We start from the raw sequence: 22,108 nt of genomic DNA on the forward strand, positions 1-22,108 counted from the left end.
AAATATTATTCGCTACTGTTAAACATTCTCCTGCAATACCTGCAAAAGTTTTGTCAGTTTCTGTTGAAAAATTTTCTTGTCCTCCTGGGTTATCGGCTTCGGACCCTTGCCATAGCTGCCTCTTCGCCTTGCTTTGGCCTGGTGATGACGACGATCCAGCATGAACTCGATATTTTCACTATTGTAGCTCTGTCCCCGAAATGAAATGACATGGCAGCCTTTAGAAAGCGCAAGTGCAGCTAGTCCGTAGTCCTGCGTCGTAACGACATCTCCTCGCCTAATATGGTTGGCGATATAGAGATCGGCGCTTTGATCGCTCCGGTCTACCTGAATAGTCTGCACGCCTTCTTCGCCTTGTATAAAATGGTCATAAGAAGAAACCATCAGCACAGGAATTCGGAAGGCTCTGGCAGCTTCGCCAATTTCATGCTTCACGGGACAGGCATCCCCGTCAACGACAATCTGAATCGTATGCATATCAGCCAGAAGATCACCCTGTTATCATGGTTTACCGTACTATTATATACGAGCAAGGGAACCTAAAATCCTCTTTCTGCCGGATAACAACTTTTGACAGCTTTCTGAAAAGATACGGAAGCAGGAGAACATACTTTATGTCCATCCCGCTCCGTATGTTTATACCCGGATTCAATCGATTCCTACCAAACCAGCTTGTTGAAATCGGCAAACTGTTTCATGCCTTGATCAATCTGAGCCAGCATTCCTAGACGGTTGCCGCGAATTTTTTCATCCTCAGCCATAACCATAACGGAATCAAAGAAATTCGTAATCGCTGCTTTAAGTTGTCCCAGAAGCTCCAGCGCCTTCATTCCGTCTCTTTCTTCAAGGGCGGTACGATATGGCTTTTGAACCTCTAGCCAGGCAGCATACAGTTCCTTCTCCGCAGCTTCCTGAAGGAGGCTCTCGCTGACTGCAGCCTTGGAAGCCTTCGCCGCCAGATTGCTCACTCGGTTGAAGGATTCGACCGTCGTTTTGAAATCCTCTCCGCTATTCACGGCATGCATCAGGGAATCACCGCGGGATACAACGGATAATACATCATCAAATCCTGCAGCTATCACGGCATCCACAATATCGTACCGTAAATTCTCCGATAGAAGCTTTTTCACGCGAAGACCGAAGAACTCCTCCAAGTCTTTACGGATTTCACTGCCTTGACGTTTCATTTCCCGGAACTGGGCATGAACATCAATAGCAATATTAAATATTTCTGACAATGTGATTGGCATTTGCTTGGACAGCAAGATCTGAATGATGCCCTGCGATTGACGGCGGAGTGCATAAGGATCTTGCGAGCCTGTTGGAATGATGCCAATGGAGAAACAGCCTACAATTGTATCCATTTTATCTGCAATACTTACGATGGAGCCTACTCCTGTGGACGGCAGCTCATCCGAAGCGGAACGTGGCTGGTAATGTTCAAATACCGCCTTGGCAACCGCTTCATTCTCTCCGGCCTTGCGGGCATAATCTTCACCCATGACGCCCTGAAGCTCCGGAAACTCGTATACCATTTGTGTCACCAGATCGAATTTGCAAATATCGGCAGCGCGGCTTACAGATTCCTGATCCGTTCCGGAAATTTGCAGTGCTTCTCCTAAACGATCCGCAATTTTGCGTATGCGGCGGACTTTATCGCCAACCGTTCCAAGCTCTTCATGGAAAACAACGCTTTCGAGTTTGGAGAGGGCATCCTTGATTTCCAACTTCTGATCCTCGTCATAGAAGAACTTCGCATCAGAAAGCCGTGCTCTCAGAACCTTTTCGTTCCCCTTCGCGATAACATCCAAAGACGTATTATCACCATTACGGACGGTGACGAAGAATGGAAGAAGACGGCCCTGCTCATCCAATACCGGGAAGTAGCGCTGATGCTCTCTCATGGACGTGATCAGCACTTCCTGCGGAATATTTAAGAAGGAAGGATCAAACGTGCCGAAAAGAACGGTTGGTGTTTCAACGAGGAAAAGAACCTCTTCCAGCAAGTCATTCTTAACAGCGATCTTCCAGCTTTTTTCTTCAGCAAGTCCTTTGATCTGTTCCAAGATCATGTTTTCGCGTTCCTTCACATCGACGATAACATGCTGAGCGCGTAGTACTTCCGAATAAGCAGATGCTTCAGAAACAATCGCATCCGTTCCGAGAAAACGGTGACCACGAGTCACATTGCCTGACTTCACGCCGGTCACTTCCATGTCAATGACATCCGATCCGAACAATGCGACAATCCAGCGGATCGGGCGCACAAATTTATAATCATAGCTACCCCATCGCATATTTTTCGGAAAAGTCATCGAAGAAAGGATACCCAGCAAGCCTTCAGCTAGAATCGATGAAGTCTCTACACCTGTACTGCTTTTTGTAACATAAATATATTCAACGCCATTGAGTTCTTTAAATGTGAACTGTTCAGGCTTCACGCCTTGTCCGCGTGCAAACCCGAGTGCAGCTTTACTCCAGTTGCCGTTCTCATCCTGGGCGATTTTGCGTGAAGGTCCCTTTACTTCTTCCTCCACATCATCCTGCTTCTCCGCTACGTCTTTAATCAGCACTGCAAGACGCCGCGGTGTCGCATAGGCCTGGACATCACTGTGGGACAAGCGGGATTGCTCCAGCCATTGAACCATCTTATCCTTAAGCTGATCCATCGCCGCACGCAGGAATCGTGCAGGAACCTCTTCAAGACCGATTTCAAACAACAAATCCTTAGACATGCAAATCGCCTCCTTTCTTCAACAGCGGGAAGCCAAGCTTCTCGCGTTCCTCCACATAGGTTGCTGCAACCTGACGGGCCAGATTACGCACCCGGGTAATATAACCGGTACGCTCGGTTACACTGATGGCACCACGGGCATCCAGAAGGTTGAAGGTATGAGAGCATTTCAAAACATAATCATATGCGGGGAATACCAGGTTCTGATCCATCGCCTTTTTGGCTTCCTGCTCATACATGTTAAAAAGCGTGAAGAGCATTTTGACATCAGATACTTCAAATGTGTATGTTGAATGCTCAACCTCCGGCTGATGGAATACGTCTCCGTAGAGAATACCGTCCACCCACTCCAGATCAAACACATTTTCTTTTTCCTGGATATAGGAAGCAAGCCGCTCCATACCGTAGGTGATTTCAACGGCTACCGGATGTGTTTCAATACCGCCCACTTGCTGGAAGTACGTGAATTGGGTGATTTCCATACCGTCAAGCCATACTTCCCATCCGAGTCCCGCACAGCCGAGAGAAGGATTTTCCCAGTTATCCTCTACAAAACGAATATCATGATGCAGCGCATCCACACCAAGTGCTTTAAGGCTTTCCAAATATAGCTCCTGAATATTGTCAGGCGAAGGTTTAATAATCACCTGAAACTGGTGATGCTGATACAAGCGGTTTGGATTTTCGCCGTAGCGTCCGTCGGAAGGACGGCGTGAAGGCTCCACATAAGCTACCTTCCAAGGTTCCGGTCCGAGTGAACGCAAAAAGGTCATCGGGTTCATTGTACCTGCTCCCTTTTCCGTATCATAGGGATTCACGATAATGCAGTTCTGCTCCGCCCAAAATTGCTGCAGTGTCAAAATCATTTGTTGAAAATTCATATGCGCCTCTCCTTTGCTTTTTTTGAACGAAACTCGTTCGCCAGCATGTTTGATCCGCTAGCAGGACATTTTCGGGGCAAACAAAAAACTCCCGCCCATGCCTGCTGTACAGACATAGGGACGAGAGCTGTTATTCCCGCGGTTCCACCCTACTTGATCGCATTCCCCATATTTACAGGGAGGCAGCAATCCTCTTTTTTAGCCGATTTCATACCATGCTCCCGGATGCCATGTTCATGAATTCATTCCACCGGGCTTACACCTTCCCCGGCTCGCTGTTGGGAACAAAATCACTACTTTTTCCGATCAACGCATGTCAGACAATTTAAAAAGAAACTTAATCTATACTACTGGATATCCAGTGATAAGTCAACTGTATTCTACAGTCCATATTTCTCCATCTGATCGAGAAAGCTTTGCGATTTCAAATTCAGTCCCAGCTGCATGTCCATAAAGGCGCGCATAACTGCCTTCAATTCAGCTTTCGTCTCGTCTTTCACATCGACATGGCCGAGTCTTCTCAGATCAAGTCGCGTGAAAAGACGGAGCAGCTTCAAACTTTTGGGGGATAATTTCATCGCCGGAGGATCCAGATGCCGGCAAGAACGGCACAAAACACCGCCCAGCCTTGGACTTACGACAGAGCTATCATCCTCAGACAAATCCTTGCCGCAAGAAATGCAGGATAGGAGCTCAGGTCCATATCCTGCAGTCTGTAGTATTTTCATTTCGTACAAATTGATGATAATTCCAGGATCCTTGCCTTCCTCCAGCGCATCCAGACAAGCCTTCAACTGTTGAAACCAAAAGCTACCTGTTTCCTCGTCATGTAGTACCCGGTCAAGCAGTTCACATGCATAGGAGGCGTAAGCTGCCAAAATAAGATCCTGACGGAGCACATGATGCGAACTGCTAATTTCGCCTGAATTTAGCGTTCCCAGACCTGTACCATTTCTAAAAAAAACAAACTCTGCTGTTGTAAACAGCTGCGTTAAGGCAGCATGGCGGCTTTTGACTTTTTTTGCTCCCCGGACAAGAACACCTACTTTGCCCGCATTTTCGGTGCAAATCGTAATGATTTTGTTCCCTTCGCCGTAGTCCATGCTGCGGATGACGATCCCTTCCACCCTGTATAGCATGCCTCTTCCCCCAGCCATTCCCGGAGCAGCCAAAGATCATTCGTTTTCTTCATGATTTTCCGTCTCTTCCGCTGCCGCCATTTCCGGCACTGCAGCCGCTTCAGCCATTGCTACGCCCCCATGTTCCTTGTAGAGCATGTAAGCATCCACATCTCCAGTCATCGCAAAATACTTCCACGAAAAATCTCGCATTCGTATTCATCCTTCCTTTGGAAATGACGTCTGCATCTTCAAAATTAGGATGTGGCGAACGCTCCGGATGTATGTGAAGCAAATCCTGCCAGCGGCATAAGTTGCTTTTTAGGCGTCGCGGTGGAAGCCGAGATCACGAAGTACGCGATCCTGATTGCGCCAGTCTTTTTTTACTTTCACCCATAATTCCAGGAAGATCTTCGATCCAAGCAGATTTTGGATATCCTGCCGGGCCTGCTTGCCCACTTCTTTCAGAAGAGCACCTTGTTTACCGATAATAATGCCCTTCTGGGAATCCCTCTCCACAAAAATGACGGCGGAAATGTGTACGACCCCATTCTCCTGCACATGCATGTCCTCAATCGTAACTGCAATGGAGTGTGGAACCTCTTCCCGGGTCATATGGAGAATTTTTTCTCGAACCAGCTCCGCGCAAACAAACTGCTCTGGATGATCTGTAATTTGATCGGCAGGATAATACTGCGGACCTTCTGGTAAATACTTCTCTACCTGCTGCAAAAGGGTGTTCACATTATTGCCGTTCAATGCCGAAATGGGTACAATCTCAGCAAATGGATGCAGCTTGCTGTACTGCTCAATCATTGGAAGTAGCGCTTCAGGTTCGACCTTGTCAATTTTGTTCAGCACAAGTATGACCGGTGTCTTGATGTCTTTCAGCTGTTCGATGATAAACCGGTCCCCGCCGCCAAAACCTTCTGAAGTATCCGCCAGGAACAAAACAGCTTCAACCTCTTTAAGTGTATTCAAGGCCGTTTTGTTCATAAAATCACCAAGCTTGGATTGTCTTTTATGAATACCCGGGGTATCCAGGAACACGATCTGGTTATGATCCGTTGTATAAACCCCATGAATTTTATTGCGCGTTGTTTGGGGCTTGTCAGACATGATGGCAATTTTTTGACCGATAACCTGATTCATCAGCGTCGATTTGCCCACATTCGGTCTGCCAACAATTGCCACAAAGCCTGATTTGTATGACGGTTTCGCCATAATCTATTTTAACCTCCTCAAGTTTCTTCCCGCTTTTCGGGAAGACCACCCAGGGCCCTGAATCCGGCGGCGGCACAGATAATAGATGCCGGCCGCGGAGACGGGGCCCCGGTTCGATGTTTACTGTTTTGAATATATCTGATTACTTATTGGCACTTTCAAGATCAGACGGGCCAAAAGCTCCTGGCAGAAGATCACGCACGGTTGTTTCCTTGATGTCGCCTTTCATATTGCCCATAATGATCTTCATATCCGGATCACAGAGCTCAACCAATACTTGACGGCACACTCCGCATGGTGTAATGGGTCCATCCGTATTGCCTACCACGGCCATGGCCTTGAAGCTTCCTGCTTTATGTCCATCAGCAATCGCCCGGAACAGCGCAGTCCGTTCAGCACAGTTTGTAGGGCCGTATGCTGCATTCTCAACGTTACAGCCATGGTGTACATGACCTTCCTTGTCAAGCAGCGCCGCTCCTACGCCAAAATGGGAATACGGTGTATAGGCGTTTGCCCGTGCTTTGATTGCTTCCTGCAATAATAGTGCTGAATCCATGAATAAAAACCTCCTCAAATTCCGTAAAACCAATAATATACTAACCGCCCAAACCAAGCAAATCCATGAATGGACGGTAAAATACAATGACGCCTGCGACAACCGCAAAAATTGCCGCCAGGAGCACGGCGCCTGCTGCCGTATCCTTTGCCGCCTTTGCCAGCGGATGAATCTCCGGTGAAGCCAGATCCACTACCGATTCCAGCGCCGTGTTCATCAGCTCCATGGCCATGACCAGCGTTATGGCCAGCAATAGAACCACCCATCTGCCCCAGGACAAATGCAGCAGCGCTGCCGCCGTAATGACGACCACCGCTGCTGCTGTATGGATTCTCATATTGCGCTGTGTTCGAAGTGCATACCGTACTCCTTGAGCCGCGTAAGCAAATGAAGCAAGGAGGGATCCCCTTCGCATTAGCGTGTTAACCCTACTTCAGCCAGGACAGCTTCCTGCTTGCCCATCATCTCGGCTTCACTTTCTTTGTCCTGATGATCGTATCCAAGGAGATGGAGAAAGCCATGGACGAACAGGAATCCGATCTCACGCTCCAGGGAATGTCCATATTCTTCGCTTTGAACCTGCGCACGATTCACGGATATAATAATATCTCCCAGCATTTCCGGCATGTCCTGCAGCTCTTCATCTTCCTCCAGCTCATAGACGATATCCAGCTCTTCGTCCGTAAACTCGTTCATGGCAAAGGATAGTACATCTGTCGGCCGGTCAATACCGCGGTATTCCATGTTCAGTTCATGGATCTGCTTATCATCCACAAAGGTGAGAGCCACCTCCCCGTCCAACACGCCTTCTGCTTCTCCTGCCTTTTGCAGCAGAAGCTCCAGCGTCGATACCAGCTCCTCGCTGATTGAAATCTCCTCTTGCTCATTATTCCATGCCAGCTGCAGTCCCATGACTAACCGCTCCTTCTTGTGTCTTCATTCGTTTTGTTCTTCTTGATTTCTTCGGGATATTCAATTCTGGAATGAAATATCCCCATAACGCTTTCTTTAAGCGTTTTTGCGACAATATCCAGTTCCTTCATTGTCAAATCGCAGTCATTGAACTGGTGATCGTCCAAGCGGCTTTTAATAATTTTTTCGATCATGGTCTCTACCTGATCCACCGTCGGATTCCGCAAGGAGCGAACGGCAGCCTCTACGCTATCCGCGATACCAATAACAGCCGATTCCTTGGACTGGGCTTTGGGACCCGGATATCGAAAATCTTCTTCGGTAAAGTCCGGCTCCTTTCCTTGCTCTTCAGCCTGGCGCAGTGCCTTATGGTAGAAGAATTGAAGGAACGTGGTTCCGTGATGCTGCTCCGCTATATCTCTGATCGGCTTCGGAATCTTATGTTCTTTCAGCATTTCCACGCCATCCCTGGCATGGGCAATGATGATGGATTTACTCATTTTCGGATCAATGGAATCATGCGGATTCTCCATGTTGTTCTGATTCTCGATAAAGTAGCTCGGACGATTGGTTTTGCCGATATCATGATAATAAGAACCGACTCGGCATAGTAGTCCGTCCGCACCAATCGCCTCTGCCGCAGCTTCGGACAGATTTCCCACCATGACGCTGTGATGATAGGTGCCCGGAGTTTCAGTGAGCAGCTTCCGCAGCAGCGGATGGTTCGGATTGGACAACTCAACCAGCTTCAGGGCTGACAGAATCCCGAATGTGACTTCAAAGAAGGGCATAAGACCTATCGCCAGAATGGCGGTTAGCAGGCCACCAGCGAAGGCAAATCCAATGCCGTACAATGTCTGCATCTGGTTCCACTGGCCGTTGCTGATGAGCGTCATAATAAACACAGTCAGCGAGCCGAACAAACATACCATGATCCCGCCTTTCAACAGCGTCGATCGCTGGCTCGCACGGTGAATCGTAAATATGGCTACAGTCGATACGACAAGAGCAAAAAATCCGAAACTAAAGTCAAACAACTGCCCCTGATGGACATTCAATATAACGCTGGATAAAATGCTAAACAGCATTGCCGAGAAATACGCAAGTGACATATCCAACAGCAGGGTTACCAGTGTCGCTCCGATGGCAACAGGCGCCAGATAACCAACATAAGGACTCTCGGCACTCTGGAGAATTCCTGCCAGATGCATGGAAATCACCGTAATGATAAAAATAAGCACCAGCATGAGAACCTGTGAATTATTGTACCTGAATTTGCCGGTATCAGACTGGCGGATAAAGAGGAACAGACCCCATGTCATAAGCAGAGACAACAACAGCAGGCCAAGTTGAGGCCAGTAGTTCACCTCATTTTTAAGCAGACCGTTATCATCCAGCAGATTATACAGATCCTCCGTGATGAGCTGGCTTTTAGCTACAAGCACATCTCCCTGCTTGATGTATACCGTCTGTGTATTTTCCCGGGCTTGAACCTTGGCTTCCTTGGTCGCTTCCTCATCGTAGAATTTGTTCGCTGAAATCGCCAGCTTAGATAGCTCCTGCACAACTTCACGGGCTGTACGCTGGTTCAAGGTGCTTGCGCTGACAAGCTCAGCCACCTTCGCGCGAACGGCTTGGGCTTCAGTAACCTGATCATTCGTCAGACGGGATACGATTTCACGTGCAACCGGCTTCATTTCGGCAATATCCTTGGTTGTCAGCTTCGGAATTTTAATAAAAGTCTCTTCCGGAATCCGGTAAGCCTGCTGATTCGTCACCTTCAGCATCTCGTCCAGCAATTTGTCCGAGTATTTGGCTGTAGAACGGTTTGCATTGACATAGTTTTGAATAAATTCCTTGGAACGCTGCGGTATTTCAAGACGGTAGATCGAAATTTTATCTTCCCTTGAGACCTGATCATCCTGATTCAGCCGGTCGATCCGGTCCAGGATGGAGACTACCAAATTTTCATTGGGAATGGTAACAATCGTATAAATCGGCTGAACACGCTCTGCTTCCTGTTCCTGAGCCTTCAGTGTCGCTTTGTTGTTAGGAATCTGCATTGGTGCTCTGATTTCCTTCTCACTGCGAGTCCCCACCTGAATGTTATACCTTTCAGGCAGCAAATCAGGAGCCAGACTGACATAAAAGAGCACCGCCAGACATAAAAAGAGAACATAGCGTGTTCCTGCGCTATGTTTCCAGCCCACATTTTTAATTGAGAAAGATTTGCCTGATGACGTTTCTCTCGAAGTCATAAAGATAATCCCCTCTAATCTTGATTTTCTACAGCTTTGTCATAAGCAACGATAATTTTTTGAACGAGAGAGTGGCGGACGACATCCTGTTCGGCAAAATAAACAAAGCCGATTTCATCAATACCGCTAAGAATCCTTTTAGCCTCATTCAGACCGGACTTCTTGCCTTTTGGCAGGTCGATCTGTGTAACGTCACCAGTAATGACCATTTTTGAGCCGAAGCCCAAACGGGTTAAAAACATTTTCATCTGCTCGGGAGTCGTATTCTGGGCTTCATCCAGTATGATAAAGGAATCATCCAGCGTACGCCCGCGCATATACGCCAGTGGCGCAATTTCTATAAGTCCTCTTTCAAGCGCTTTCGCCGTTTGCTCCGGGCCCATTACATCATAGAGGGCATCGTAAAGCGGACGCAAATACGGGTCTACCTTCTCCTGCAAATCGCCTGGAAGAAAGCCTAGACTTTCTCCGGCTTCGACTGCCGGACGCGTGAGGACGATCCGCTTCACGGATCCATCCTTCAAAGCTGCCACAGCCAGTACGACTGCCAGATACGTTTTACCGGTACCGGCAGGGCCGATACCAAACACAATATCACGCTTGCGGATGGTCGTTACATAATGCTTCTGTCCTATCGTTTTGACACGAATCGGCTTGCCGCGAAAAGTTGTTGTAATTTCTCCCTTAAATAAATCGAGCAGCTGATCCGCTCGAAAATCCTTTGCAAGTTCAATGGCGTATGCAACATCACGCTCTGAAAGAATATATCCGTTCCGGACAAGCTCCAGGAGAACTTCGAACAGCTGCTCTGCGACTTGAACGTCGTGCAGACTGCCCCGTATGGTAATTTCAGCTTCCCGCGAATCAATCTGCGCAGGGATTTCAGCTTCAATCATTTTCAAAAAAGTATCCTGAGGTCCGAAAATGGACAGCCCTTCACCTGCACTCTGCAATGAAATTTGTGCGCTGTGGTTTTTCTCTGACAAATAGCCTCATTCTCCTTGACTATGAACTAGGGGAAGCTCTTCTGCGATCTTCTCCTCCACCTCAAAAAGCACTTTCATATAAACTTTACCATTCTCTTTCTTCTCATGCAAAATTTTTTGATTGATGATCTGCGAATCACTTCCGTATTTTGCCAAAATATCCCGAACCGCACTCTGTATTCCAAGTTTTTTTGCCTCTTCTGGCTGCAGCGTTTCCTGAGTCTCCGCTACCTCCATGACTTTTTCAGTCATCCAGCCAATCGGAAGTGAAATCGAACGCCAGGTGAGCGGATCATGCTCCGTCAGCGTTTCGGATTTCGCAAATGGTTCTTTTCCGTATCCCCATAACTGAATGGCCCTGTTCCCAAGCACAAGATAGCTTTTGTTTTTCCGTTCGCCTGTATATACTTTTCGCTTTTGAACAAGCGGTACCTGCAAATTGTATTCATGCCATACGAGTCCCTTCACTTCGCCCTTCGCGACGACAATCTCTGAATTGGCAGCTCCATCTCCCAAAATGCCGGAAATGAGCACCTGTCCTTTTTTAACACGTGTGTTCTTTTCAACCAGAGGTCGTCCCTGCTCGGCATAAATGCTTGTCACCACCGCATCCGTCCGGCTGATGAGATGACGCGGACTTACCAGGGGCTTCTTCTCCGGCTCTGCAGCCTCTACAATCTGAATTGTAATCGTTGTCCCTTTTCTCTCCACACCAACCCAAGAGGTCCCTGGAAGCTTCATGCTGAGCTCACGGGAGAGCTTGTCCGGCTCGTCCAAGCGAAAAATCCATTGAAATGGCCGAATTCCCGCTTGTCTCGCGACTTTCAAAACATCCTCAGAAGCCAACTTTTCATTTCCTACAACGTTGATATTCCATACCAGAGATGAGAGCAAAAACAGCATGATAAAAAACATAATAATGCCTATGGCAAAAAATTTACGTTTATACAAACTGACGATGCGAAAAGGCAAACCAATCCTGCGGCTGACATGCATCCGGCAGCCTGTCCGTTTAAGCAGGGGGCGAAGAGCATGAAAATCTCTCAGAAGAAGCTTCATGTCAAAAGTATGATCGCTGGTTGGCCGGATATCCCACACGGGAATGCCCGACTCCGCCAAAACATTGATCAGGTGATTCACATGCTCTCCTCTGACTGTTATCAGCACACAGCCGCGCACGACCGATAGTGTAGGTATTTTCATAAGCTCTCCCCCGTTCCTATATATTTTATATTGTTGATGATTCCTTCAATCATGACTTCCTGCGGCAGGATCGCCCGAATCATGAGCCCCGTACCCTCGACTTCTAGCGAGCCCTGGCTAAGGGAAAGAATCATTTTATTCTCTGAAAAATGCCGCACTCCGCGATGATTTTCAATGGAAAGCTCCTTGTTTCCCACCAGGGTAATCCGCGGTAGATCGAGCAGGACATCCTGCGGCAAATCCAGCATTTCATTTGTCCATTTCCGCAGCCTGCGGCTGATCCGGGTCATACGAAGGTCTTCCCCCTTCCTGTACTTTACAACTTATGCCCGGTCCGGCTGATTTATGAGAGGTTTCAGGCTCCATATCGCATTTTGAAAATTCCATAATCAGTGCGCATACAAAAAAACCTCTCCTGCAAGGCACTGAGGATATCAAATATCCTCTGCCATGCAGAAAAGGTTCATTTGCCACATATGAAAATCGTAATGGATCACAGCCTCATTTACGGCCGCCGTATGGCCGCTTCGATCGTGGCGGCCCCAGAATTTCGGACCAGATCAAACCGTTTATGGCTTGCTTCGCAAGGGGTGATACAGGCTTCGAATTTTCCACAACATGAGTATGATTGGAAGGTGATCCCGTCGCCGTTTTCTCAATTCGGTCCAGCGACGCGCTTACCCGTTCCAAATGCTGCTCCATTTCGTTTTTGTAATCCTCGAGCGTTTCTGGTTTGTCGTCTTCCCACATCCCGGACACACCCTCGCCTGTATCATAATCGGGTCCATCGCCTTGATAATCATAGGATCTCTGCTTATGCCTGGATTCCTTTGTACTCCAGCCCTGTGGATATGATGCACTTCCCCGTTGATCCCAGTCGTCCTCAGAATCAGGCGTTCTCACATCATCACGGCCTCTGGGAGCTTCGGTACCGGCAGAATGGGTTCTGCGCTCCATACCGCTTCCGCCGCCGAAGGTGGGCATTCCCCGCGGGTTTTGCCTGGGCTTTGATTTGCCGCGCTTGCTCAGGGCGGAGATGACCGCAAATCCGACAATCAGGATCCAATAGAAATTTTCCAAGATCCACATGGATGCATCATTCCCTACTTATTATTTTGAGGACCGTTTTGGTCTCCCTCGCCCATTTTGCCAAGCGAGCCTCTCATCTGGGTGTCCGCTTCGATATTTTTCAAATTCATGTAGTCCATCACGCCAATCTTGCCTGTACGAAGTGCTTCCGCCATCGCAAGAGGAACCTCGGATTCGGATTCGACTACACGTGCTCTCATTTCCACTACGCGCGCCTTCATCTCCTGCTCTTGAGCTACCGCCATTGCGCGGCGTTCCTCGGCTTTAGCCTGGGCAATCCGTTTGTCCGCCTCCGCCTGCTCTGTTTGAAGATAAGCACCGATGTTCTTACCTACATCCACATCTGCGATATCAATGGACAGAATTTCAAATGCGGTACCCGCATCCAGACCTTTAGACAAGACAGTACGCGAAATCCGGTCCGGATTTTCCAGCACATCCTTGTGCGAGTCACTCGAGCCGACCGTGGTAACGATACCTTCGCCTACACGGGCAATGATCGTTTCCTCACCTGCACCACCGACGAGACGGTCGATATTCGCTCTAACCGTAACACGGGCCTTAACCTTTACTTCGATACCGTTCTTCGCGACGGCTGCCACAACAGGCGTCTCAATGACACGCGGATTAACGCTCATTTGAACGGCCTGCAGTACATCGCGGCCTGCCAGATCAATAGCAGCCGCACGTGTGAATTCCAGTGGAATATCGGCACGTTGAGCCGCGATCAGGGCATTAACGACACGGTCTACGTTACCACCGGCCAGATAATGGCTTTCCAGCTGGTTGATATTGAGTCCAAGTCCTGCTTTGGTTGCCTTGATCAGTGGGTTCACGATCCGGCTTGGTGTAACACGGCGGAGCCTCATGGCTACCAGGGTAATAATGCTGATGCGTACGCCCGCCGCCAATGCGGAAATCCAGAGTGTGAGCGGGAAGAAGCTGAAGAATACGCTCAGCACAATAATAACCACAACGGCAATGAGCAAAATCGAGATCAACGAAGCACTCGTCATAAATGCAATCCTCCAATATTTTTTTATGATTATCTATGATTCTTTCCGTGATGTCCTATAGTTACCATGTTACACGATTCAGGGTAAAAGAACAGGATTTATTTGGGTTTGACGACAACCCTCGCACCTTCGACATGGACAACCACCAACGCTGTATCGCGTGGGATAAATTCTCCATCCGTCACCACATCAATGCGTTCATCGTCGATGAGCGCCGTCCCTGCAGGCCGCAGCGGTGTTACACTAACACCCTCCCGGCCAAGCAGCGCATCCTTGGATGCCGTAGGGACATATCCCTGCTCCTTCGTGAGGGACTCACTGAGAATAAACCGATTCCATATCCCCCGCTCCTTGAACAGGATGGCCACGATCACAATAACTACGACCGCAGCCGCAAAGGCGATACCCAGCGACAGCATTGCATGGCTTGTGTCATATGCTGCACGAACGACTCCAGCTATCAGGCTGATGGCGCCTAAAATCCCCAGAATTCCGAAGCTTGGGACAAACATTTCCAAAATCATGAGTATAAGACCTACGATAAATAGCAGCCAGGTCTCATTGCCTGCAAAGCCGGCTACATAATTGCCGAAGAAATACAGTACAAATGCAGCCACTCCAATAATTCCCGGCACACCGAATCCGGGAACAATCAGTTCAATGACAATGCCGGCAATACCGAGAAACAGCAAGATGGTCATCACGATTGGATTCGTTAAAAATGAAGCTACTTTCTCTGAGCCTGTATGCTGCACGAGAAACATATCATCCGTTGAATATCCCATCCAGGATACAACATCCTCAGGTGACGATGCGATGGTGTCAGCATATCCAACCTTGAGTGCCTGTTCACTTGATAATGCGATTATTTCGCCTTTCTCTTTCTTCACTCCAATTTCCGGCATATCGACAACAGCATTAATATCTGCCATGCCTTCCGCTATGCTTCCGTTTCTTCCACTGGATTCGGCAGCGGATGCCATTTCGGATTTCCAAGCCGCTACAAGCTTGGGATCATCCACACGTTTGCCTGTACTATCCACCATGGCGGCTGCGCCAATCATGCTGCCCGGTGACATGGCAATTTTATCGGCATTCAGTGCGATGTAGCTCCCGGCAGAGGCGGCATTGCCGCGTATGTAAGCAACAGTTGTTATCTTGCTCTCACGAATCATTTTGCCAATATCCTGTGCCGTATTGACCAGGCCGCCCGGCGTATTGACTTCCAAGATGATGAGTTCAGCATTCATTTTCGCGGCTTCCTTAAATCCGCGTTTCATAAACTTCCCAAGTCCCGTCTCGATTTTCTGATCCACCGGAATAATATATACCGGTCCCGTTTTTGCCGTTTCTGCTATTGCCATACCCGGTATTGCAGCTGCCGTGCAGCCAACCAGTAAAAGAAGAACAAACCACGTGGCCAGCCTTTTGGTACATCTGGATAAATTCAATGTCTTTCCCTCCTTTCCACATGATTATAATATATTGTCCAGCATATGATTGATATTACGCAATAAATGGCTTACCGTTTCAGAAAAATGAAAAAACACCCCTTAAAAAGGGGTGTTTCACATTATGTTTTATTGCAGAAATTGCTGAACCACTTGGTTCACAAGTTTTCCGTCAGAGCGTCCTTTGACTTTCGGCATCAGCGCACTCATCACTTTCCCCATGTCCGCTTTCGAAGAAGCACCGGTTTCCTGGATGGTCTGCTGTACAATAACTTTTATTTCTTCTTCGGAAAGCTGTTCGGGAAGATACTGACCGATAATCTCAATTTCTGCTTCGACATTTGACGCAAGATCGTCACGATCCGCTTTTTTAAATTCTTGGAGGGCATCTTTGCGCTGTTTAATTTCACGACTGAGGATATCAAGCACTTCGTTGTCATCCAAAGTTCTTTTCAAATCTATTTCAAGATTCTTGATCGTTGAACGAACCATTCGAATAGTGGAGAGCCTGAATTTCTCCCTGCTCTTCATCGCTTGTATCATATCTTCGTTCAATCGTTCGCTAAGATTCATGTTAGTTCAGTTCCTCCTAAAACTTTCTCTTACGAGCAGCCTCGGACTTTTTCTTGCGCTTCACGCTTGGCTTCTCATAATGCTTGCGTTTCTTCACCTCAGCCAATACACCATCCTTTGCGATGGAGCGCTTAAAGCGGCGAAGTGCAGCATCAATAGACTCGTTTTTGCGAACTTTAGTTTCAGACACCAGTTTTCCCTCCCTCCGACCAGACCGTCCAAGAGCAATAACACGGTTCATCAAATTTAATTATAGGTGAAAGAGAAATAGGGTGTCAACCTTGATGCCTATTTTTTCAGAAAGCACCTATAAATTTTTGGATAAATTATCTAAGCATGCGAATCCGAAATGCCTGTCAGAGCGCCTAATTTGGCCCCTCCAAGCAGGTGATAATGGATATGATGCACAGCTTGTCCGCTGTCCGGTCCGCAGTTATTAATAAGACGATAACCGGAATCTTCCACTCCAAGATCCTTCGCTACCTGCTGGGCAACTTGATGCATTTCCGCAATCAGTGCCAGATCCTGCTCTTCCACTTCGTTCATGGAAGCAATATGTTTTTTGGGAATAATCAGCACATGCACAGGTGCCGCAGGCTGAATATCCTTGAACACCAGGATTCTTTCATTTTCAAACACCTTTTGTGAAGGAATGCTGCCCTCGGAGATTTTGCAAAAGAGACAGTCCATATTTTGTCGCCTCCAATATGTAATATTGTTCTTCCAATACAATTATCATACCGGATTCTGGGGGAACACGTCCAATTTTCATCTCAAAAAAAGGACCTTCCAAAGGGAAAGTCCTTACTTTTTACCGGATGTTGGGCCTCTGTATGTGCAAATATCGGCATTAATAGAAAGGCAGCAGTGAAAGCGCAGTCAAGCCTACAAGCGGCAGAACCAGCCTGTTAAAGCGCCGTCTGTATGGAAAACCCCCATAGGGGAACCCAAAACCATACCCGTATGGAAAGAACGCCCGGGTGTCCTGTGCAGGATATCGATAACATGGATCCCAGCAGCCGCCGTGATGATACGGGCTGACATTTCCATGATCATATGGCATGTTTTCATGACCTACCGGCACCGCCAGATAAACATTTTCTTCATCAACATGTTCAACAAAGCCATCATGGGCGCTTCCATCCGACATGGTAGCTCTGACATAACGGTACATATGTTTTTTACAAACTTCCTTGGCCTCAAACTTCTCCATTCCGTAATCCTCCCCAGTCTGCAATTTACACGATCATCATATTCAGAACTGGGCGAATGGCTACTCATCTTCAGCAAAAAAAACGGAAATCAACAAAAAAAAGAAGCACCCTCTCCGCTGAAATCAGCTTCGCTGCGCACGGACGTATGTTAAGGAGTAGTTATCCCTGCCATACGTCCGCCGGGGTGCTTCATGATAGAATGTCGGCTTGACTGTATTATAACAGCCGCTTGCAGCTGTAACTGTGAATTACATCACATTACATTTCTTCCACAGTAATTTTCGAACCTCCGCCTGCCTGGTCAGCCGGCAAGACCACCAGCTTACGCGGAAGACGGGCACGAAGCTCCGGAACGTGACTGATAACGCCAACCGACAGGTGATCGTTATGCAGCTTTTCCAAGGATGTTATGACGGTCTCAAGCAAATCAGGATCAAGCGTACCAAAACCCTCATCCAGGAAAAAGAACTGCAGCGGATACTGTCCGCGAAGCTGTATCTGTGCGGACAAGGCGAGGGCCAACGAGAGAGAGGTAAGGAAGGTCTCTCCTCCGGACAACGTGGACACCGGTCTGCGAACCCCTCCATTGGCGTCGTCCCTGATTAAAAAGCCTCCGCCTGAATCTACTTCGAGGGCATAACGCTGCTTGGTCAGGAATCTCAGACGTTGGGAAGCAGACTGACTGACCTGCATCAGCTGTTCTTCCGCAATGTATTCGACAAAAGCATTACCGCGCAGACAGGATTGCAGCTTGGCAAGCTTCTCCGCTTCCTGCTGCCGCAAAAGGCGCAGCTTCTCGAGCTCCGTCCAGCGAACATGTCGCTTTTTAATATCCTCCAAATCACGTTCTGCACGCGCTTTGGCCTGCAGAGCCTCCTCATCGGCTTGGCGGAAAGTAGCCAATTCCTGTGTCACATGCAGCCAGTGCTCTTCCGTCAGCGAGCTGCCAAGCAGCTGCTCTTCGAAATGCCTGATCGCTGCACGGAGATCCCTTTCTCTCTCACGATGCTCCCGCACCCTGGCAGCAAGCTGCTCAGCCTCCTGCGGCTGAATATTCGCAGCTTCCACCTCAGCTTCATTGGCAAACGGTGAAGCTGACAGCAGCTTCTCCCATCGCTTGCCCGCAGCTTCATAATGGGCTGCAGCCGACTCTGCAGCTTGACAAGCCATTGCATATGCCTTTGCACTCTCATGATTAGCCTGATCCGCAGACAGCTTGAGCTGTTTTGCCTTAGCGGCAGACTCTCGCAATGCTTTCAGCTCCAGCGCGCAGGCTTCAAGCAGTGCCTCCGCCCGATTGTCACCGATCCAGGCATACAGCCGTTCCTGTTTTTCTTTCAGGAGCTCCTGCTTGCCACGAAGCTGTGTATCCAGCTGAATCAAATGTTTTTCTGACTCCATCAGGCTCCGTTCTATGGACTGGACCGCATTCTTCTTTTCATCGAGAAAAGGAATGCTCCGGCGCAGCCGTTCCTTCACATCTTCCGCTTCATGGTCTTTCTGCTGCATTTGCGACCACCGCGTCTCTACCTCTTCCAGCAGAAGCTCTGGCAGCTCCTCAGCCCATTTTCCTTGCAGCTGCGCCACTTCCTCCGCCAACTGCGCAAGTCTGCTTTTCAGCTGTTCCAACACACTGCTGCCTGCTTCTGTTTCAGCGGCATGTTTGATGGCCTGCTGCCGCAGGGATTCACGTTTCTCCCTCAGCTCTAATGATTCGCTTTTCAGATTCGCAAGCTCGCCTGAAAATTCACGTTGGGCAGACTCAAGGCTCCTGGTCCGCTCCTCCCAAATAGCCGTAGAGAAAGCATCAGCTTTAGACGCCTCCATCGGTTCTGCGCTTGCAGCCGTATGTTCTAGCACCATGGCGTCAGCTGAGGTTGCAGTCCCTCCCTCACATAGGCTGGAACACTCATGAAACATCTGACGCGATGCATATTTAATATCCTGCAGCCGGGCTCTATATCCCTGCAGCTGCCGAATCATATCTTCATGTATACCTGATTCGCCTGCTCCCAAATGGGCAGGAACCGGATGCTCCAATGAACCGCATACCGGGCATGGCTGTCCTTCGTGCAGCTCTGCAGCGAGAGCAAGCGACAAGCTCTGGAGCTGCTGCAGCTTCAGTTCTTCTCGAAGCTGCTGCTCGTCCTTCTCCAGGCTCAAAAGTGCCTGTTCAGCCAGCTTTGCCTGTACCTCTGTATGTGTAAGACAAGCAGATACTTTGAAGGTAAGCTGCTTTTCCTGATCCTGCAGCCGGTGATGTTCACTTACGCTCTGCTCATGCTTCTTTTGAGCTGATGCGAGCTTTTCCTGCTGCTGTTCAAACTCTCTCTGTGCCTTTGACTTACCCTCTTCGGCGGAACGAAGCATCTGGCGGAGCTGGAGAGCTTTTTGCAGCATATCGCGCTCTTTCGATGTAATTTCCAATCCGTTTAACTTTTCCTGAAGCTCCGACTGCTTTTGGGCTCCCCGGCTCAGAAGCTCCTGTTCCTTGTCGAGTGACTGCTGAAGCTCATTCATCCTGCCGGCGGCTTCCTTCTGCTGGGAACCAAGCTCCTCATAGAGAGCTTTGATCCCATCTCTTTCCTTTTGCAGCAGAACTGCCTGCTCCAGCTGTTCCTGGCGCTGCAGCAGCTTGGGCTCACCGGCAGTCAAGGCTCCCTGCGCCGCATCATCGGATGCAGAGGCATCAGCCGCTGCCTTTTCCGCGTGTGAAGCAGCAGTCTGTAGCACTTCCTTTTCCGACTCTTTAAGCTTACGTTCCTGCCCGTTTTCTCTCCATAACATCAGAGAAGGAAGGATCGTAGACGAAGCCGCAGAATTCTCTAACCTTTTCTCCAGATGAAGCATTTCGTTTTCCGAAGCCAGCAGCTGATCAAGCTGAACCTGCTTCCGGTTCTTTTCCAGCTGCCGCTCACGGATTTTCCCCTTCTCTTCTGCTTCCAGGGTTAGAGCTTGAAGCTTGGTGCGGATGACTTCCGCGTGAAGTGCGGCGTCATGGAGCTGCTTTTCCGTCATTTTGAGGGCTTCTTGTCCTGCTTCGCCAAGCCCCTGCTGCTCTGCTTCCACAGCCTTTAATGCCCCGGCGTTTTCCTTAACCCGCCGGCTGAGCTTGATTCCTAACTGGTCTCCATACTGTTCCAGATGGAACAGCCGCTGCAGCATTTGTCTGCGTTCACTGCCTTTGAGGGAGAGGAATTCGGCAAACTTACCCTGTGGCAGCACAACGGCACGCGTAAAATCATCCATTTTCAGCCCAATCTTATCCTCTACACAGCGCGTTACCTCGGCCAGTTTGTCGGCAAGAACATTCTCGCCTTCATCGGTAACCTCGATAAAGCGACTGACTGTATTGCTGACAGACAGCTCGCTCGTACGCTTGAATCTTCGCTCGACACGATAGCGGTGCTTGCCTTCGGCAGAAGTCAACTCGAAGCAGAAGGAGACGAACAGGGTATCTTCAGAATGATTCATAATCCCCTGTGTCCCGTTAACGGCCCGTTCGACCTTGCCGTACAAAGCAAGCGTCATGGCATCCAGCAATGTGGATTTGCCGCTGCCCGTTGGCCCGAAAATACCGAACAGCCCCATATCGCATAAATCCTCGAAATCAATCTGCTGCATTTCCCTGTAGCTTTGCAGACCGGAAAGTTTAAGCGTAATCGGCTTCATTCGTCGTCACCCTCCTTAACCCGTGCATCTTCTTCCACGAGCTCGAGAAACAGCTGCACCAGTTCATCTTCCGGTACAGCGCCGCCGCTCTGACGCTGATAGAATCTGCGGAATAGCTCTGAAACAGGAAGCCCCGATCGCTCATATTGCTGTTCGGCCTGCTCCATCTCCGGATAAATCGGACGGATATGCACAAATCCATCCCGGCTTTTGCGCAGGCGCTGTATCTCGCCAATGGACATCGATTCGGTGAGAGATACTTCAAGATCAATAAAGGCCTCAGTATCCCTTCCCTCATCCAGCCAGTGATACACCTCTTCCAGCCCACCTTTCGCCTTCCAGCGCACCAGTGGACGTCCACTCGACAGATAGACTTCTTCCGTCAACGGCACACCACCTGGTGCAATATCCAGCATCATGACCGATTTAGCCTGTCCGGCTTCCGAGAAGCTGTAAGCTAGCGGAGAGCCGCTGTACCGGATGATACCGTCGCCTTTAACCGCCTGCGGACGATGGAGGTGACCAAGAGCTGTATACTGCGCTCCAACGGACAATGCTGATGGATCAACCGTGTAAGCACCACCGACCTGGATCGGACGTTCCGAGTCGCTTTCTACGCCTCCAAGGACATAAATATGGCTCATCGCCAGATTGACCGTTTTCGGTGTGAACTCCCGGGCAAGCTTGCCCATCAGCATGCCTACACGGGCGCTGTAAGCCCTCCGCAGCTCATCTTCCTTGCCCTCGGCAGACAAAAGCTCATTAAGCCGTGATTCGGAAGGATAGGGAAGCGCAGCGATCTTGGCTATTTCTCCCGTGCGTGAAGTTCCCACCGTTATCGACTCCGCGACCGGAAGCCCGATCAGAGTAATTCCCTGCCTGGCAACCAGCGGTGAGACCGATGAGACACGTTCGGGTTGATCATGATTGCCCGAGATAACGACAAGCGGCCGGCCGTTCTCCGTTAATCTTGCGCATGCCTCATAAAAGAGCTGCTCCGCAGCCGCAGGGGGATTAACGGAGTCATACACGTCTCCTGCCATCATAATAAGATCCGCCTGTTGCTCATTGGCGATCCGGACGAGCTCGTCCACAAAATCCTCCTGCTCTCTCAGCCTGCTGCGGCCTTCAAGCGTTTTTCCAAAATGCCAGTCTCCGGTGTGCAGTATCCGCATGCCGCACTCTCCCCTTTCCCATGTGTAAGCTAAAAATACGATTGCA

The 22,108-nt window shown here is 49.1% G+C and carries 22 protein-coding genes; all 22 read right to left on the reverse strand.

Annotated elements, in window-relative coordinates; translation table 11 throughout:
- Nucleotides 1–18: 18 nt before the first annotated feature.
- Nucleotides 19–477 (reverse strand): YaiI/YqxD family protein, encoded by a 459-nt coding sequence (locus tag E6W40_RS17005; protein WP_136606539.1) that lies wholly within the window; start codon nucleotides 475–477, stop codon nucleotides 19–21.
- A gap of 182 nt (nucleotides 478–659) precedes the next feature.
- Complete coding sequence (gene glyS / locus E6W40_RS17010) at nucleotides 660–2,735, reverse strand: glycine--tRNA ligase subunit beta (RefSeq protein WP_136606540.1); 2,076 nt, start codon at nucleotides 2,733–2,735, stop codon at nucleotides 660–662.
- Nucleotides 2,728–3,615: a glycine--tRNA ligase subunit alpha gene (glyQ, locus tag E6W40_RS17015; RefSeq protein WP_136606541.1), complete on the reverse strand. Its 888-nt coding sequence runs from the start codon at nucleotides 3,613–3,615 to the stop codon at nucleotides 2,728–2,730. Before glyQ ends, glyS begins: the two co-directional genes overlap by 8 nt.
- A 380-nt stretch (nucleotides 3,616–3,995) precedes the next feature.
- The gene (gene recO / locus E6W40_RS17020) at nucleotides 3,996–4,754 is read right to left on the reverse strand and encodes a DNA repair protein RecO (RefSeq protein WP_136606542.1); all 759 of its coding nucleotides are present in this window, start codon (nucleotides 4,752–4,754) and stop codon (nucleotides 3,996–3,998) included.
- 36 nt (nucleotides 4,755–4,790) lie between these two features.
- Nucleotides 4,791–4,946 carry a YqzL family protein gene (locus E6W40_RS17025; protein ID WP_136606543.1) on the reverse strand — a complete coding sequence of 52 codons (156 nt, stop codon included), beginning with the start codon at nucleotides 4,944–4,946 and terminating at the stop codon, nucleotides 4,791–4,793.
- Nucleotides 4,947–5,054: 108 nt separating this feature from the next.
- Nucleotides 5,055–5,957 carry a GTPase Era gene (gene era / locus E6W40_RS17030; protein WP_136606544.1) on the reverse strand — a complete coding sequence of 301 codons (903 nt, stop codon included), beginning with the start codon at nucleotides 5,955–5,957 and terminating at the stop codon, nucleotides 5,055–5,057.
- A 142-nt stretch (nucleotides 5,958–6,099) separates the two neighbouring features.
- Nucleotides 6,100–6,513 (reverse strand): cytidine deaminase, encoded by a 414-nt coding sequence (cdd, locus tag E6W40_RS17035; RefSeq protein WP_136606545.1) that lies wholly within the window; start codon nucleotides 6,511–6,513, stop codon nucleotides 6,100–6,102.
- Nucleotides 6,514–6,553: 40 nt separating this feature from the next.
- Complete coding sequence (locus E6W40_RS17040) at nucleotides 6,554–6,928, reverse strand: diacylglycerol kinase family protein (RefSeq protein WP_136606546.1); 375 nt, start codon at nucleotides 6,926–6,928, stop codon at nucleotides 6,554–6,556.
- On the reverse strand, nucleotides 6,928–7,425 hold the full coding sequence (ybeY, locus tag E6W40_RS17045; RefSeq protein WP_136606547.1) for an rRNA maturation RNase YbeY: 498 nt from the start codon (nucleotides 7,423–7,425) through the stop codon (nucleotides 6,928–6,930). Before ybeY ends, E6W40_RS17040 begins: the two co-directional genes overlap by 1 nt.
- A 2-nt stretch (nucleotides 7,426–7,427) precedes the next feature.
- Nucleotides 7,428–9,683 carry an HD family phosphohydrolase gene (locus tag E6W40_RS17050; RefSeq protein ID WP_136606548.1) on the reverse strand — a complete coding sequence of 752 codons (2,256 nt, stop codon included), beginning with the start codon at nucleotides 9,681–9,683 and terminating at the stop codon, nucleotides 7,428–7,430.
- Nucleotides 9,684–9,697: 14 nt separating this feature from the next.
- Nucleotides 9,698–10,669, reverse strand: coding sequence for a PhoH family protein (locus tag E6W40_RS17055; protein ID WP_136606549.1), 972 nt, complete (start codon nucleotides 10,667–10,669; stop codon nucleotides 9,698–9,700).
- A gap of 6 nt (nucleotides 10,670–10,675) precedes the next feature.
- Nucleotides 10,676–11,872 (reverse strand): sporulation protein YqfD, encoded by a 1,197-nt coding sequence (yqfD, locus tag E6W40_RS17060; protein ID WP_136606550.1) that lies wholly within the window; start codon nucleotides 11,870–11,872, stop codon nucleotides 10,676–10,678.
- A complete protein-coding gene (gene yqfC / locus E6W40_RS17065; RefSeq protein ID WP_136606551.1) occupies nucleotides 11,869–12,162 on the reverse strand; it encodes a sporulation protein YqfC in 294 nt (97 codons plus the stop codon). The genes yqfD and yqfC overlap by 4 nt, the downstream gene beginning before the upstream one ends.
- A 211-nt stretch (nucleotides 12,163–12,373) precedes the next feature.
- The gene (locus E6W40_RS17070; protein ID WP_136606552.1) at nucleotides 12,374–12,961 is read right to left on the reverse strand and encodes a hypothetical protein; all 588 of its coding nucleotides are present in this window, start codon (nucleotides 12,959–12,961) and stop codon (nucleotides 12,374–12,376) included.
- Nucleotides 12,962–12,975: 14 nt separating this feature from the next.
- The gene (floA, locus tag E6W40_RS17075; RefSeq protein WP_136606553.1) at nucleotides 12,976–13,977 is read right to left on the reverse strand and encodes a flotillin-like protein FloA; all 1,002 of its coding nucleotides are present in this window, start codon (nucleotides 13,975–13,977) and stop codon (nucleotides 12,976–12,978) included.
- Between the two features lie 98 nt (nucleotides 13,978–14,075).
- The gene (locus tag E6W40_RS17080) at nucleotides 14,076–15,374 is read right to left on the reverse strand and encodes an NfeD family protein (protein ID WP_246073092.1); all 1,299 of its coding nucleotides are present in this window, start codon (nucleotides 15,372–15,374) and stop codon (nucleotides 14,076–14,078) included.
- Nucleotides 15,375–15,557: 183 nt separating this feature from the next.
- Entirely contained in the window at nucleotides 15,558–16,001 is a 444-nt protein-coding gene (locus E6W40_RS17085; RefSeq protein ID WP_136606554.1) for a GatB/YqeY domain-containing protein, read from the reverse strand.
- Nucleotides 16,002–16,017: 16 nt separating this feature from the next.
- A complete protein-coding gene (gene rpsU / locus E6W40_RS17090; RefSeq protein ID WP_036712328.1) occupies nucleotides 16,018–16,191 on the reverse strand; it encodes a 30S ribosomal protein S21 in 174 nt (57 codons plus the stop codon).
- Between the two features lie 140 nt (nucleotides 16,192–16,331).
- The gene (locus E6W40_RS17095) at nucleotides 16,332–16,691 is read right to left on the reverse strand and encodes a histidine triad nucleotide-binding protein (protein WP_136606555.1); all 360 of its coding nucleotides are present in this window, start codon (nucleotides 16,689–16,691) and stop codon (nucleotides 16,332–16,334) included.
- 160 nt (nucleotides 16,692–16,851) lie between these two features.
- Entirely contained in the window at nucleotides 16,852–17,214 is a 363-nt protein-coding gene (locus E6W40_RS17100; protein ID WP_136606556.1) for a hypothetical protein, read from the reverse strand.
- Nucleotides 17,215–17,473: 259 nt separating this feature from the next.
- The gene (locus E6W40_RS17105; protein ID WP_136606557.1) at nucleotides 17,474–20,887 is read right to left on the reverse strand and encodes an AAA family ATPase; all 3,414 of its coding nucleotides are present in this window, start codon (nucleotides 20,885–20,887) and stop codon (nucleotides 17,474–17,476) included.
- Nucleotides 20,884–22,062 (reverse strand): exonuclease SbcCD subunit D, encoded by a 1,179-nt coding sequence (locus tag E6W40_RS17110; RefSeq protein WP_136606558.1) that lies wholly within the window; start codon nucleotides 22,060–22,062, stop codon nucleotides 20,884–20,886. The genes E6W40_RS17105 and E6W40_RS17110 overlap by 4 nt, the downstream gene beginning before the upstream one ends.
- Nucleotides 22,063–22,108: the final 46 nt, after the last annotated feature.

This window comes from Paenibacillus dokdonensis (assembly GCF_004916975.1).
In the GTDB taxonomy this organism is placed as follows: Bacteria; Bacillota; Bacilli; order Paenibacillales; family Paenibacillaceae; genus Paenibacillus_AQ; species Paenibacillus_AQ dokdonensis.